General features: G+C 63.2%; 13 protein-coding genes. All 13 read left to right on the plus strand.

What is annotated here, in order from left to right; translation table 11 throughout:
• Window positions 1-282 precede the first annotated feature (282 nt).
• The 13 genes from PZH32_RS04600 (at window position 283) to recJ (ending at window position 14,463) form a co-directional block, all read left to right on the plus strand.
• Entirely contained in the window at window positions 283-1,248 is a 966-nt protein-coding gene (locus tag PZH32_RS04600; RefSeq protein ID WP_275206500.1) for a ribose-phosphate diphosphokinase, read from the plus strand.
• Window positions 1,249-1,809 (plus strand): aminoacyl-tRNA hydrolase, encoded by a 561-nt coding sequence (gene pth, locus PZH32_RS04605; RefSeq protein ID WP_275206502.1) that lies wholly within the window; start codon window positions 1,249-1,251, stop codon window positions 1,807-1,809.
• A 15-nt stretch (window positions 1,810-1,824) separates the two neighbouring features.
• Window positions 1,825-3,216 carry an MFS transporter gene (locus tag PZH32_RS04610; protein WP_275206503.1) on the plus strand — a complete coding sequence of 464 codons (1,392 nt, stop codon included), beginning with the start codon at window positions 1,825-1,827 and terminating at the stop codon, window positions 3,214-3,216.
• Window positions 3,217-3,321: 105 nt separating this feature from the next.
• A complete protein-coding gene (locus PZH32_RS04615; RefSeq protein ID WP_275206504.1) occupies window positions 3,322-5,136 on the plus strand; it encodes an ABC-F family ATP-binding cassette domain-containing protein in 1,815 nt (604 codons plus the stop codon).
• A gap of 7 nt (window positions 5,137-5,143) precedes the next feature.
• Window positions 5,144-5,761: a YigZ family protein gene (locus tag PZH32_RS04620; RefSeq protein WP_275206505.1), complete on the plus strand. Its 618-nt coding sequence runs from the start codon at window positions 5,144-5,146 to the stop codon at window positions 5,759-5,761.
• Window positions 5,745-7,100: an MATE family efflux transporter gene (locus PZH32_RS04625; protein WP_275206506.1), complete on the plus strand. Its 1,356-nt coding sequence runs from the start codon at window positions 5,745-5,747 to the stop codon at window positions 7,098-7,100. Before PZH32_RS04620 ends, PZH32_RS04625 begins: the two co-directional genes overlap by 17 nt.
• A gap of 102 nt (window positions 7,101-7,202) precedes the next feature.
• Entirely contained in the window at window positions 7,203-7,469 is a 267-nt protein-coding gene (locus PZH32_RS04630; protein WP_275206508.1) for a DUF1778 domain-containing protein, read from the plus strand.
• The gene (locus tag PZH32_RS04635; RefSeq protein ID WP_275206510.1) at window positions 7,469-7,948 is read left to right on the plus strand and encodes a GNAT family N-acetyltransferase; all 480 of its coding nucleotides are present in this window, start codon (window positions 7,469-7,471) and stop codon (window positions 7,946-7,948) included. The genes PZH32_RS04630 and PZH32_RS04635 overlap by 1 nt, the downstream gene beginning before the upstream one ends.
• Before the next feature lie 180 nt (window positions 7,949-8,128).
• On the plus strand, window positions 8,129-8,554 hold the full coding sequence (locus PZH32_RS04640; protein ID WP_275206511.1) for a 6-pyruvoyl trahydropterin synthase family protein: 426 nt from the start codon (window positions 8,129-8,131) through the stop codon (window positions 8,552-8,554).
• Window positions 8,555-8,557: 3 nt separating this feature from the next.
• Window positions 8,558-9,343, plus strand: coding sequence for a radical SAM protein (locus PZH32_RS04645; RefSeq protein ID WP_275206512.1), 786 nt, complete (start codon window positions 8,558-8,560; stop codon window positions 9,341-9,343).
• Window positions 9,344-9,397: 54 nt separating this feature from the next.
• On the plus strand, window positions 9,398-10,132 hold the full coding sequence (queC, locus tag PZH32_RS04650; RefSeq protein ID WP_275206513.1) for a 7-cyano-7-deazaguanine synthase QueC: 735 nt from the start codon (window positions 9,398-9,400) through the stop codon (window positions 10,130-10,132).
• 202 nt (window positions 10,133-10,334) lie between these two features.
• Window positions 10,335-10,982 (plus strand): preQ(1) synthase, encoded by a 648-nt coding sequence (gene queF / locus PZH32_RS04655; protein ID WP_275206514.1) that lies wholly within the window; start codon window positions 10,335-10,337, stop codon window positions 10,980-10,982.
• Window positions 10,983-11,136: 154 nt separating this feature from the next.
• Entirely contained in the window at window positions 11,137-14,463 is a 3,327-nt protein-coding gene (recJ, locus tag PZH32_RS04660; protein WP_275206515.1) for a single-stranded-DNA-specific exonuclease RecJ, read from the plus strand.
• Window positions 14,464-14,478: the final 15 nt, after the last annotated feature.

Consider the following 14,478-nt stretch of genomic DNA (forward strand, 5'->3'; position numbering starts at 1 on the left):
AATGATGGTACAGGGCGCCTGATTCGGAGGGGCCGACGCGAAAAGAACGGGCTGTCGGATCAAGCGGCAACTTCATCATAGAAAGGCGAATGACTCATCGGTGGGCGATCTTCTCAAGGTTTCGCGTTCGTCAGATTCCTGTATCCGATACGCAGAAAAGCCGCATCGCGTCGGGCGCCGAGAGGAGTTTTCCGCTTCGCAGCCTGTTTCTTGTCGCGGCCTGCTTGGCGACGTACTACAATGGAGCCAACCAGCAAGTTCCTATAGAAGGGATACCTGTCCATGACCGAGATGACCAAGCGCATGATCCTGTTCTCCGGCTCGGTGAACCCCGAGCTTTCCGAGGAAATCGCGAAGTACCTGAACGTGAACTTGGGCAACATCAAGCACGAGAAGTTCGCCAACGGCGAGATTTACGCCCGCTACCAGGAGTCCATCCGTGGCGCCGATGTGTTCCTCATCCAATCGGTGTGCGCTTCCGAAGGCTTCGATGTGAACGATGCGCTCATGGAGCTGCTCATCATGGCCGATGCGGCCAAGCGTGCCAGCGCCCGCTCCATCTCGGCGGTTATTGCCCACTACGGCTATGCGCGCCAGGATCGCAAGGCCGCTCCGCGCGAGCCCATTACGGCGAAGCTCGTGGCCGATCTGCTGACGGTGTCCGGCGTGGACAACGTCATCACGGTGGATCTGCATCAGGACGCCATCCAGGGTTTCTTCGACATTCCCGTGAACCATATGACGGCCATGCCCATCTTCGTGGACTACTTCAAGAACAAGGGTTTCGATCCCGACCGTCTCTGCGTAGTGTCGCCCGATGTGGGTCGCGCCAAGGCGGCGAAGAAGTTCTCCACCGCCCTCGATTGCGATATCGCCATCATGCACAAGGACCGTCCGAAGCACAATCAGGCCGAGATCACGGCACTGATCGGCGACGTCACGGACAAGATCTGCATTCTGAACGACGACATGATCGACACGGCCGGCTCGCTGGTGGCGGCGGCCCAGACGCTGAAGGCCAAGGGAGCCGCCGAGGTGTACGCCTGTGCCACCCATGGTCTGTTCTCCGGCCCCGCTTACGAGCGTCTGGAGAACTCGCCCATCGAGGAAGTGGTGGTTACCAACGCGGTGCCCGTGCCGCTGGCGCGCCAGACCGGCAAGATCAAGGTGCTGTCCATCGCGCCGCTGTTCGCTCAGACCATCGACGTGGTGTACAACAACGGCAGCATCGGAAAGCTTTTTGAATAAATGTATCTGATAGCAGGCCTGGGGAATCCTGGGGAGGAATACGAGCATACGCGGCATAATGCCGGTTTCGATACGGTGGATGCCCTGGCTGAAGAGCTGGGCGTGCGCTATTGGAAGAACGAGGGCGGCGCGCTGACCGCGAAGGCCAGCTATCATGGTCACGAGCTTCTGTTGGTGAAGCCCCAAAGTTTTATGAACACGTCGGGCGGCCCCGTCAGCAAGTTGGCGAAAGCCTACAAGGTGGCGCCCGATCATCTCATTGTGGTTCATGACGAGCTGGACATCGACCCGGGCACCATTCGCGTGAAGTTCGGCGGCGGTCATGCGGGCCACAACGGCTTGCGCTCCATCTGCGACAAGCTGGGCACGCGCGATTGGTTCCGCGTCCGCATCGGCATCGGCCGGCCGCCGGGACGCAAGCCGGTGGTGGACTGGGTGCTGTCGGTGCCCCGCAGCAAAGACGATACCGAGGCTTTCGAGCACGCCGTGGATCAAGGCGCCCAGGCTGTGCTCTTCCTTATTGATAACGGCCTTGAGAAAACGCAGGCCAAGTTCAACTAAGGAAGAGGTTTCGCCATGCATTTGTCCGAGCGCGGGCATACCTATGCCCTGTTCGCCATCATCGTTATCACCTGCGCTTTAGGGTCGCTTACCCAGACAGTAATGAACTCTATGCTCACGGGCGTCTGCGAAGACTTTTCTATCGACGCCGCTGTGGGCCAGTGGGTGACCACCATCTATATGCTCGTCATGGGCATTACCGTGCCGGTTACGACCTTTCTGGCCAAGCGGTATTCTTTGAAGCGGCTCGTCTATGTGGCTCTCGGCTTTTACCTGATCGGATCGTTTGCCGGTTTCTTTGCACCGAACTTCCCTGTGCTGGTTGTGGCCCGTGTTCTGCAGGCTATAGCCACGGGTATCACGTTGCCGCTGGTGCAGGCTGTAGCCATGACGCGGTTTCCCCGCGAGCGCATCGGCACCGCCATGGGCATTGGTGGTATTGCCATGGGCTTCGCGCCTAACATCGGTCCGCTCATCGGCGGTGCGTTGGCGGGTACGTGGGGGTGGCGCAGCTTTTACGTCATCTTGGTGGTGTTGCTGGCTGTGCTTACGGTGGCCAATGCGCTGCTGGTGAAAAGCCATGGCGATCGCGAGTCGACCGCGGTGTTCGACGTGCCTTCCTTCGTTCAGTCGACCTTGGGCTTCGGGGGCTTTTTGCTGGGAGCCTCCAATGCGGCCACCATGCCGTTGGATAATCCGCAGGTGTGGGTTCCGGCGCTGCTCGGTGTGGTGTTCATCGTGCTGTTTTTCCGTCGGCAAGCGCGTATTGCCAATCCGCTTATCTGTCTCGACATCTTCCGTTCTCGGCATTTTCGCGCTGGCTTTGTGGCGCAGAACTGTCTGTTCGCTTCGTTTATGGGTATCACGCTCATATTGCCGCTGTTCATTCAAGGTCCGGCAGGTATGACGGCGCTTGATGCGGGCATTGCCTTCATTCCCGCCACGGTGGTGGCGTTGTTCGTCAATCCGCTGGCTGGCGTGCTTGTTGATAAGGTGGGCGCGCGCAAAGTATGCATCGCCAGCTCGACGTTCCTGGTGATAGGCGCTGCCTCGTTCATGTTTGTGGACGCCGCTACGCCGCTGTGGGCGCTGACGTTCTGGCAGGGTGTGCGCGCAGTGGGGGTCAGCGGGCTGGTGGGCCCGCTCAACTCTTGGGGGCTTTCGGGGCTCGATCGCACCATCATGATGGACGGCAGTGCTTGTTTTGCCACGGTGCGCCAGGTGTGCGCCTCGTTGGGCACGGCCTTCATGATGCTGATTATTTCGGTGGTGGGCGCTTTCGCCACAGCCGGGGTGGCTCTTGACGGCGGCGCTTCGCTAGTTGCTGCGCCCTATCAGCTGGCCTTCGCGCTTTCCACGCTGTTTGCTCTTGCTGTGCTGGTGACAGCGGTGTGGAAGATCCGCTAGGGTATAATCTTCGCCGCTGACATCGTCCCGGCCGAACGCTGTTCGGGTAGAGGCGGCACGGTCTGCCCCGGCCTCGCCTCGCAAGCAAACGAAAGGCAAAATGTAGTGGCATTTCTGTTAGGCTGTGAAAAGGTGCGCGTGGACTTTCCCACCAAAACCGTGTTCGAGGACTTGTCCTTGGGCGTGGACGAAGGCGCGCGCATTGGCATTGTGGGCCGCAACGGCGACGGCAAGTCCACGCTGTTGCGCGTATTGGCCGGCGATGTGGAGGTGGATGACGGTCGCGTCATTCGCACGCGCGGCGTATCCGTGGGCGTACTGGGCCAGGCCGACGACTTGCGCGACGAGGACACCGTTGAGCGCGCCGTAGTGGGCGATCGCCCTGAATACGAATGGGCCGGCGATGCCCGCGTTCGCGCCATTATCGCGGGACTGCTGGAAGACGTGGCGTGGGATGCCCTGGTGGGCACCTTGTCTGGCGGCCAGCGTCGTCGCGTCGACTTGGCCCGCTTGCTCATTGGCGACTGGGACGTGCTCATGTTGGACGAGCCTACGAACCACTTGGACGTCCGCGCCATCACCTGGTTGGCCGAGCACTTGAAGACGCGCTGGCGCCGCGGCCAGGGAGCGCTTCTGGTGGTCACCCACGATCGCTGGTTCCTCGACGAGGTGTGCGAGGCTATGTGGGAGGTGCACGGCCAGCGGGTATGGCCTTTCGAGGGCGGGTTTTCCGCCTATATTATGCAGCGCGTCGAGCGCGATCGCCTGGAGGCCCTGGCCGAGCAGAAGCGCCAGAACGCCCTGCGCCGCGAGCTGGCGTGGCTCTCGCGCGGCGCGCGGGCCCGCGCCACGAAGCCGAAGTTCCACGTGGCCGCGGCCCAGGCGCTTATTGCCGACGTGCCGCCCCTGCGCAACGAGCTGGAGCTCAAGCGCATGGCCATGGCCCGTTTGGGCAAGCAGGTGGTGGACTTGCAGGGCGCCACGTTGCGCTTCGGCGACCGCGTTATTCTGGACGATGTGGACTGGATCATCGGCCCGGGCGATCGCTACGGCATTGTGGGCGAAAACGGCATCGGCAAGACCACGCTGCTGCGCATCATCCAAGGGCTGCAGCCGCTTGATCGCGGCCGGGTGAAGATCGGCCAGACCGTGCGCTTCGCCGTGCTGTCCCAGCATTTGGACGAGCTCACCAAGTTGGGCGACGACCGCGTGCGCCAGGTAATCTCGCGCTACTCGCGCCGCACCATGCTCGACGGCAAGGAAATGACCCCGGGCCAGCTGCTGGAACGCCTGGGCTTCACAAAGGACGACCAGAACGAGCCCGTGTGCGATCTGTCCGGTGGCCAAAAGCGCCGGCTGGCCCTCATGCTCATTCTGCTGGACGAGCCCAACGTGCTCATCCTGGACGAGCCCGGCAACGACCTGGACACCGACATGCTGGCCGCCGTGGAAAGCCTGCTGGATGGCTGGCCCGGCACGCTGCTTCTGGTCACCCACGACCGCTACCTCATGGAGCGCGTAACCGACCACCAGTTCGCCCTTATCGATGGCAAGGTGCGCCACCTGCCCGGCGGCGTAGACGAGTACCTGGAACTCAAAGCCGAACGAGACAGCCAACCGTCTGATTTGTCTCATTCCGCTCCTCGAAGAGACAGCCAACCGTCTGACTTGTCTCACTCCGCCACTCCGGCTCTCTCCGGCGGCGAGCAGCGTGCTCTGCGCAAGCTCATGGCCTCCAACGAGAAGAAGATCGAAACCCTGAAGGGCAAGATCGAGAAGAAACAGCTGGAAATGGCCGAGGCCGACCAGTCCGATTATCTGACGCTGACGGCCATGCAAGAGGAAGTGGCCGACTTCGAGAGCCAGATCGAGGCCCTGGAGCTCGAGTGGTTCGAAGCCGCCGAAAAGCTGGGGGAGTAGGGAAGTCGTGGCCGCCTACCGCACCATAGCCGCCCCCGCCCAGGCGGAGATCGTCGAAAAGAAAAGCCGCTTCATCGGCCAGATTGCCCCCGTGGCCACCGAAGAAGAGGCCCTGGCCTTCATCAACGGCGTGAAGGCCGAGCACCGCATGGCGCGCCACAACGTGTACGCCTACGTGCTGCGCGGCGGTCGCATCCGCTACACCGACGATGGCGAGCCGGCCAAAACCGCCGGCATGCCCACGCTCGAGGCTATCCAGCACGCGGGCCTGGAGGACGTAGCCGTGGTAATCACGCGCTACTTCGGCGGCATCCTGCTGGGAACGGGCGGTCTGGTGCGCGCCTATACCGATGCCACGAAAGCGGCCATTGACGCCGCCGATGTGGTCACGGTGTCCGTCTGCGTCGACATCATCCTGGAAGTGCCCTACGGCCTCTACGAGCAGGTGTGCCGCATCGCCGAGGCCTGCCAGGCGAAGCTCCAAGAAAGCGACTTCGCCGAGAACGTCCTGCTCACCTTCCGCCTGCTCGACGGCACCCAGGCTCCCTTCCTGGAAAAGCTCACCGAGCTCACCCGTGGCCAAACCGAGATCATAGTCACCGACCCCTATGATGCAGCGTTTTAAGAAGGCGTCTCGCGGATCTGCGGCCACGACGGCTGCGCTGTTGGCCCTAGCGGTGCCGACCTTCGGGCAGCTGGTGGCGGAGCCGACCTTCGTGCTTATCGACACGGCCATTGTGGGGCACCTGGGGGAGAGCGCGCTGGCGGGGTTGGCTCTGGGCTCCACGGTTATTCTGACAGCGGTGGGACTCTGCATCTTTCTGGCCTACGCCACCACTTCGCAGGTGGCGCGCCATTTTGGTGCGGGGCGCATGCGCGAGGGCCTGCAGGCGGGCATCGACGGGCTATGGTTGGCCCTGGCCATTGGTGCGGTGCTGGCAGCAGGGCTGTTCGTCTTAGCCGAACCACTGTGCTGGCTGCTGGGAGGGCGCGGCGAAGACCTCGCTCAAGCGGTGGCCTACACGCGCCCTGTGGTGCTGGGCGCGCCCGGCATGCTGTTGGTGTACGCCGCCAACGGGCTCTACCGCGGTCTTCAGAAAGTCACCGTTACCCTGGTGGTGGCTGTAGCGGGCGCCGTGCTGAACACCGTGCTAGACATACTGTTCGTCATTGTCTTAGGTTGGGGCGTTACTGGCTCGGGCATTGCCACCTTTGCGGCCCAATGGTTCATGGGGATCGTATTGGCTGCGGGCGCCCTGCGTGCAGCGCGGGCGGCCGGCGTAAGCTGGCGTCCCCGACCGGCGGGCATGACGGCGGCAGGGCGCGATGGGCTGCCGCTCTTCGTGCGCACCTTGGCTCTGCGCGCGGGATTGGTGGGCACTGTCATGGCTGCCGCGGCCCTGGGCACTTCAGTGCTGGCGGGCTACCAGGTGGTGAACGCCTCCTGGAATTTCATGCTGAACGTGTTGGATTCCGTGGCCATTGCAGGGCAAACGCTGGTGGGGGCCGAGCTGGGAGCGGCCCGCTGGCAGGGGGCTCGCCAGCTGACAAAGATCGCCTTGCGTACGGGCGCGCTTGTGGGCGTCTTAGCGGGAGTGGTGTTCGCGGCGCTGGGCCTGGTGGCCCCGTCGCTTTTCAGCCCCAATGCGGCGGTGCAACAGATGGCCGCTATCGGCATGGTGGTTACCGGCGTGGCGCTGCCGCTGCAAAGCTGGATGTGGGCCGCCGACGGCATCCTCATTGGTGCCGGCGACTTCCGCTACCTGGCGCGTACTTGCGCGGCGGTCAGCGCCGTCTATCTAGCCGTGCTGGTGGCACTCGTGTTCGCCGTAGCCCCACTCCTGCCCGACGCCGCCCTACGCTGCGCGTTGCTGTGGTTTGCCTTCGACTTCGTCCTCATGGGCGGCCGTGCTCTCACCAATGGCCTGCGCATCCGCACCGACATCTGGATGGGCGCACGGTAGGGATTCGGCACGTCCGTGTCACTGCAGTGATCCTTGAATTGTACGTAAAAATGACGTACAATTCCTTGGCATAACAGGGAAGGTAGAAAAAAAGGAACTCTCATGGCAACCGTAACCAAAGACAGTCGTTTCGATATGCGCATGACGGCGGCCCAGCGCGATCAGATCGAGCGGGCGGCGGCACTGCGCGGGAAAACGCTTACCCAGTGGGCGCTGGATCGTCTTCTTGAAGCGGCGCGCTATGACATCGAGCAAGAAACTACCACACACCTTGCTTCCGCCGAGTTCGACCAATTCGCTGCTGCGCTTGAAGAGCCTATGCCCTTGTCCGCGCGGAAACTCATCGCGGCGAAGGCGGTCTGGGAATAATGGCGGGCTTCGAAAAGCCCCGAAAGCTCACCGATGACGATTGCCTCCAGGACTTTCACTGCGGGGTATCGGTTGTTGATGACTGGGTTAAGCGTCGAGCGAAAACAGCGGAGAAGAACGGCACAGCGGTGGTGTATGTGGTGTGCTGTGATGGGCAGGTGGCGGGGCTGTACTCGCTGAGTGCCCATGCTGTTGTGCGCGACGAAGTGGCCGGTGGCTGGCTGCGTCGCAATGCCCCCGAGTCCATCCCCGCTGTGCTGCTGGGCATGCTCGGTGTTGACCAGCGCTTTCAGGGGCAGAACCTTGGTTCATCTTTGTTGGGGGACGCAATGGCGCGGGCGTTGTCCGTCGCCCAGCAGATAGGAGCCAAGGCTCTGCTGGTCGGTCCCGTCGATGACACGGCGCGAAGTTTCTACGAGAAGTACGGCTTCCGCGAGGTTCCTGGGCAGCGGCGTATGTTTATCTCCCTGCGTGCTTGAGGCGCTCGCGGCGTTATCGTGGGCTCGCGGCCCGTGCCCTTGTATCGCGGAGTGCCCGTGCTAGAATAACCTGGTCTAACGAAGGGCACCTGCGAGGTGCTCCTTGGCGAGAACACGCTTCTCGCCCTGTACTGGAGCCCCGCCGCTATCCGGCGGGTTCTTTTTTGCTGGAGGACGAACATGTACGGACTGAGAACTGAGAGCAGCTTCGACGCCTCTCATTTTTTGACGGATTACCACGGGAAATGCGAGAACCTGCACGGGCATCGCTGGCGTGTGGTGGCCTATTTGGAAGTGGCGCAGCTGCAAACCGAGGGCACCTGCAAGGATATGGTGGTAGACTTCGGCGACTTCAAGGCCGCTCTACGCGCGCTGACCGAAGAGCTCGACCACCACTTCATCATCGAAGAGGGCTCCCTGGCTCCCGATACGCTGGCCTGTTTGAAGCGCGAGGGCTTCGCGCTGTACACCATGCCCTTCCGCACCACCGCCGAGAACCTGGCGAAGTGGTTCTTCGATGCTCTGGCCGCCAAGGGGCTGCCCGTGGCGCAGGTGGATGTTTACGAGACGCCGAACAACTGCGCGTTCTACCGTAAGGATGCCTAAGCCATGGTGCCCGAGGAAGAGAACGACGGCCTGCTGGACGCTGAGCGCCACGCCGCCCGTCACACCATTCGCCCGCGGGCGCAGCTGTTTCCCGTGGTGGAGAAGTTCGTCTCGCTGAACGGGGAAGGGCTGGCCGCAGGACGGCCGGCGGCCTTCATACGCTTTGCCGGCTGCAATATGTGGTGCACCTACTGTGACACGCGCTGGGCGAATCACCCCTATGTGGAGGTGGAAGGCTGGAGTGTGCCCGACCTGGTGGCGTGGGTGGCGGAAACCGGCGTGTCCTGCGTCACGCTGACCGGCGGCGAGCCGCTTCTGCAGCCCTATCTGCCCGATTTGGTGCAGGCGCTGCTCAGTGTGGAAGAGCCGCGGCCCCTGCGCGTGGAGATCGAGACGAACGGCTCGCGCGACCTGGCGCCTTTGGCCGATCTGCGCCGTGCCGCCGCCGAGGCCGGACTGCCCGGCAGCCTGCACTTCACGGTGGACTGGAAAACTCCCACGGCCGGTGAGGCCGTCTCGGCAGCCATGATGCGCGAGAACTACGGGCTGCTGGATAAGCGCGATGCGGTGAAGTTCGTGGTAGGGAGCGAGGAGGATCTGGCCTTCGCCGCCGCCCGGGCCGATGAAGAGCAGCTGTGGGACCGCTGCACGGTGCTGCTCAGCCCCGTGTGGGGCGCCATCGAACCCGCGGCCATCGCTGCCTACCTCATCGAGCATCGCCTGGACCGCGCCCGCCTGCAGCTGCAGCTGCACAAGATTATCTGGCCGAACGAAACGAAGGGCGTCTAGCCGCAGGAGGAGCCCCTGCTGGCCGCCGCCGTTACGCGCCCAAAGAAGGAACCTATGAACAAGCAGAAAAAAACCCTCGTGCTGTGCTCTGGCGGTGTGGACTCCACCACGCTTCTGGCCATGGCCGTCAACGAATACGGCGCCCAGAACGTCTACGCCTTGTCGATCAGCTATGGTCAAAAGCACCTGCGCGAGATTGAGGCTGCCAAAGCTGTGGCGGCCTATTATGGCGTCGAGCAGCGCTTCCTTGATTTGGGCGCTATCTTTGCCGACAGCCAATGCTCGCTTTTATCCCAGTCGAGTCAGGCAGTGCCCCACGGCACTTACGCCGAGCAGCAGGCCCAGGTCGGCGAAGGGACCTCCGCGGCTTCCTCGGATCCCGAAGCTGCCAGCGAGGCGCCCGTCAGCACCTACGTGCCGTTCCGCAACGGCCTGTTCCTGTCGGCGGCGGCCTCCATGGCGCTGTCGCTGGAGTGCAGCGTCGTATACTACGGAGCCCACCACGACGACGTGGCCGGCAATGCCTACCCCGACTGCTCCCTTGAGTTTGTCGAGGCCATGAACCACGCCATCGTCGAAGGCACGGGTGGAGAGCTGCACCTTGAGGCTCCGTTCGTGAAAGCCAGCAAGGCCGACATTGTCCGCGTGGGCCTAGAGTTGGATGTACCTTACGAGCTGACGTGGTCGTGCTACGAAGGTGGCGAAGTGCCCTGCGGCAAATGCGCCACCTGCCTCGACCGAGCCGCCGCTTTCGCCGCCAACAACGCCAACGACCCGGCATTGGCGTAAGCGCCACATTAGGAAGTTCTCAACTGAGCCAATGTCCGGCGGAGACACGGGGTATGCCAACCGAGCGAGTTCCGCAGCGACTGAAACAGCCCAGTGGGCTGTTTCACAAAGCGAGGACTGTTTGAGCGAATTGGCATACCCCGTGGCTCCGCCCCCGGAAGCCTTTCTAGCAAGATAGGAGCAAGGAATGAAACCTTTAGAAATGGCCGAAGCCCTTTTCGGCAACGAAAACGACGAAACTGCAACTGCCATCGCCGCGAGTGCCAGTAAGCCCGAAGGCTCGGTAGATACCTCCGCCATGGCCGCGGTAGCCGCCCATCTGGCCCGTACCGCAGGCGAAGAAGCCCCGGCGGCGGCCGGCCGCACCGACGACGAAACGGCCGACTTGACGCTCCTGGGCAACCAAGGCACGCGCTATCCGCAGGATTATGATCCCAGCGTGCTGGAAACCTTCGTGAACAAGCATCCGGACAACGACTACTTCGTGAAGTTCAACTGCCCGGAGTTCACCAGCCTGTGCCCCATCACGGGCCAGCCCGATTTTGCCACCATCTACATTTCCTACGTGCCGGGCGAGCGCATGGTGGAGTCAAAGAGCCTGAAGCTGTATCTGTTCAGCTTCCGCAATCATGGCGACTTCCACGAGGACTGCATGAACATCATCATGAAGGACCTCATTGCCCTGATGGATCCGAAATACATCGAGGTATGGGGGAAGTTCACGCCGCGCGGCGGTATTTCCATCGACCCCTACTGCAACTACGGTCGCCCCGGCACGCGCTGGGAGGAAGTGGCCTGGACGCGTCTGTCGCAGCATGACCTGTACCCCGAGAAAGTGGACAATCGCTAGGGTGTGCGCTGCGGAGAGGCCTCTGCGCAGCGGTCCGCGGGCGCAGGGGTGCTGCTCCCTTGGTAACGAGTCGTCACCTGGCGGTGACACTGGCCGCGCTTTATGCGAAAATGGCTCCTGAGAAAAGAGATTATGCACGTAAGGTAGCTTGGCCATGACAGCGCAGTTCAGTATTCGGGAGGCGTCCCCCGAGGCCGTGGCACGGCTTCAAAACGCTTTGGGGCTTCCCCGTTTCATCGCGGCCACGCTGGTGGGCCGCGGTATCACGTCGCCAGAGGCGGTGCGTGATTTCCTGCATCCGTCCCTCGATCGCGATTGGCGCAACCCGCTGGAAATTCCCGGGCTGGCCGAGGTGGCCGATGGCCTGCAGGCGGCCATGGCGGCCAAGAAGCGCATCGTCGTCTTCGGGGACTTCGACCTGGACGGCATCTCGGCCACCACGGTGCTTACCCGCGGCTTGCGGGCCCTGGGTGCCTGCGCGCATCCGTTTATTCCCCATCGCTTCGAAGAGGGCTACGGCATCACGGCGGCCGCCTTCGAGCGCGTGCGCCAGCTGGAGCCCGACGTCATTGTCACCGTGGACTGCGGCATTGCCTGCAAGCACGAGGTGGCGGCCATTGTGGAGCAGGGCGTGGAGGTGTACATCACCGACCACCACGAGGCGTCCGATCTGGTGCCCGAGAACGTCTGCGTGGCCGATCCGAAAATGAGCGAGGGCTGCCCCAGCGCCATTCTGGCCGGTGTGGGCGTGGCCCTGAAGCTCGTGCAGATTCTTGGCAGTCGTCTGGGCTTTCCCCATCTATGGCGCAGCTACACCGATTTCGCCACCTTGGGCACCGTGGCCGACCTTATGCCCATGCGCGACGAGAACCGCGCCCTGGTGGCCGATGGCCTGGCGCGCATGAACGAGAACCCCCGGCCCTGCATTGCGGCGCTTCTGGCCACCACGGGCCAGGCCGGCAAGCAGCTTACGGCCACTAACCTCAGCTTCTCGCTTATTCCGCGCTTGAATGCGGCAGGTCGCATGGGCAACGCCGATCTGGCGCTGAACCTGCTGATGAGCGACAACTACGCCGAATGCTGCACCATGGCCGAGGAGCTAGAGGCGGTGAACAACCAGCGCCGCGCCATCGAGGCTGAGCTGTCGGATATTGCCAAGGCCCAGGCCAGTGAAAACTATCACGGGCAACGCGCTCTGGTGGTGGCCGGCGAGGGCTGGCACGAGGGCGTGAAGGGCATTGTGGCCTCCCGCCTGGTGAACACTTATGGCGTGCCGTCGCTGCTGTTCACCATCGATGGCGATGAGGCCCGCGGCTCCGGGCGCAGCGTGGGCGATGTGAACCTGTTCGAGGCCGTGTCCTCGCTGGCCGATCTCACCACCCGCTTCGGCGGCCACGGGGCGGCCGTGGGCGTGACGGTGCCCACGAAGAACCTGCCGGAATTCGCCGAGCGCCTGGACGCCTATATGGCCCAGTTGCCCGAGGCGGCCTTCCACCCGCTTACTGAAGTTGACGCCTGCGTGGATTTGGACGAGCTGAACCTGGACACCGTGGCCATGGTGGACCAGCTGGCGCCCTTCGGCCAGGAAAACCCGCAGCCGGTGTACCTGGCGCGCAACGTCACGCTGGTGAACACCCGGGCCGTGGGCCAGACGAAGGATCACTTCGCCTGCACCCTTACGAACGGACGCAGCTCGGTGGCGGGCATCATGTTCCATTGCGCGGCCATCGACGCTCTGCTGGTCAACGATGCCGTGGTGGATGCGGCGTTTACCGTGCAAATCGACGAATGGCGCGGCCGCCATTCGGTGAAGGCCATGCTGGAAACTATCGCGCCAGCGCGTTCCTGCTGTGCTTTGGAGGCCTGCCTGGATCCCGAGGCGCTCAACTTCTTCTCGGATCTGTTCGCTGCCTCCGATGAGGACCTGTGCGCTCCCTGCTGCGAAGAAGAGCCCGCAAAGCCGGATCTTAAAGCAGTGCGGGCCCACTGGGAGGAGGTGGCGCGCACTGATCCCGATGGGCTGGAGGCGGCTATTATCCGTGCCATTATCGGCGATGGCTCCCTGCATCCGGCTCAGCGCCAAATTCTCGACCAGCTGCGAGCAGGCCATTCCACCTTCGCCGTGATGGCAACGGGCCGCGGCAAGTCGCTGTGCTTCCAGGTGTATGCGGCCTGGCAGGCCCTTACCCAGGGCGACGCCAGCCTGTTCATCTATCCCTTGCGTGCTCTCATTGCCGACCAGGCCTTCCATCTGTGCGCCAGCTTGGAGCAGTTCGGCATTGTGTCCGCCGTGGTAACCGGCGAGTCCACGCCCGAGGATCGCGCCGCGGCCTATCGGGGTCTGGCGGACGGTTCGGTGGACATTGTGCTGACCACGCCGGAGTACCTGATGTTCCACGCCGATGAATTTGCCGCAGCCGGGCGCATCGGCTTCGTCGTGGTGGACGAGGCCCATCACATCGGTCAGGCGAAGGCCGGCCAGCGCGTGGCCTATACGCAGCTGGGCCATGCTCTGGGCCGCTTGGGCGCACCGGTGGTACTGGCCGTTACGGCCACGGCCAACGATGCTATTGCCCAGGACATCGATGCCACCTTGCCGGTGCGCGAGAGCGTCATCGACGAGACGGGCCGCGACAACCTGTTCCTGGACGATCAGCGCAACATTCGCCACAAGGACGATTATCTGGCTACGCTTATTGCCTCCGGTGAGAAGACGGTCGTCTACGTGAACTCGCGCGAGCAGTCGGTGGCCCTGGCGCGCCAGCTGCGGCGCCGCGTGCCCCAGCTAGCCTGCATGATCGGCTTCTACAACGCCGGTCTGTCCCGCGAGGAGCGTAAGCGCGTCGAGGCGCTGTTCCGCAACGACGACCTCAAGGTGCTGGTGGCCACCTCGGCTTTTGGCGAGGGCGTGAATATTCCCAACATCCGCCACGTGGTGCTGTACCATCTGCCCTTCAGCGAGGTGGAGTTCAACCAGATGAGCGGCCGTGCCGGCCGCGACGGCAAGCCGGCCTGGGTGCACCTGCTGTACGGGCGCAACGACGTGTCCCTGAACGAGCGCATCCTGTCCGAGGCCACGCCGGACCACGACGTCATGGCCCAGGTGTACCGTCGTCTGCGAACGCTGCAGCGCCAAACGCCGAACGACTACTTCCCTGTAGGCGAGGTGGACCTGGCCCAGGCTGCCTCGGATGCCTTCCGGGCGGTCAGTCCCTCGGCGGCGGCCTGTGGCGTGGCGGTCTTCCGTGAGCTGGGACTCATCGAGACGCGCACGGTCTACGAGGCGGGGCGCCCGGTGCTATGGGTGCGTGTGCGCGAAGGGGCGGCCAAGGTGGAGTTGACCGATTCGGTGCGCTACCGCGAGGGCCTGGACGAGCGCAGCCTGTTCGGCGGCTTCCGCGAATGGGCCTTGGGCAGCGATGCCCAAGGGCTTATTGTGCGTTTGAGCCACCCTATTGTCCCGAGAAGAAATCGTCCCTAGGGGAGGGACTAAGAG

It is taken from the genome of Adlercreutzia equolifaciens (assembly GCF_029076695.1).
Classification (GTDB): domain Bacteria; phylum Actinomycetota; class Coriobacteriia; order Coriobacteriales; family Eggerthellaceae; genus Adlercreutzia; species Adlercreutzia equolifaciens_A.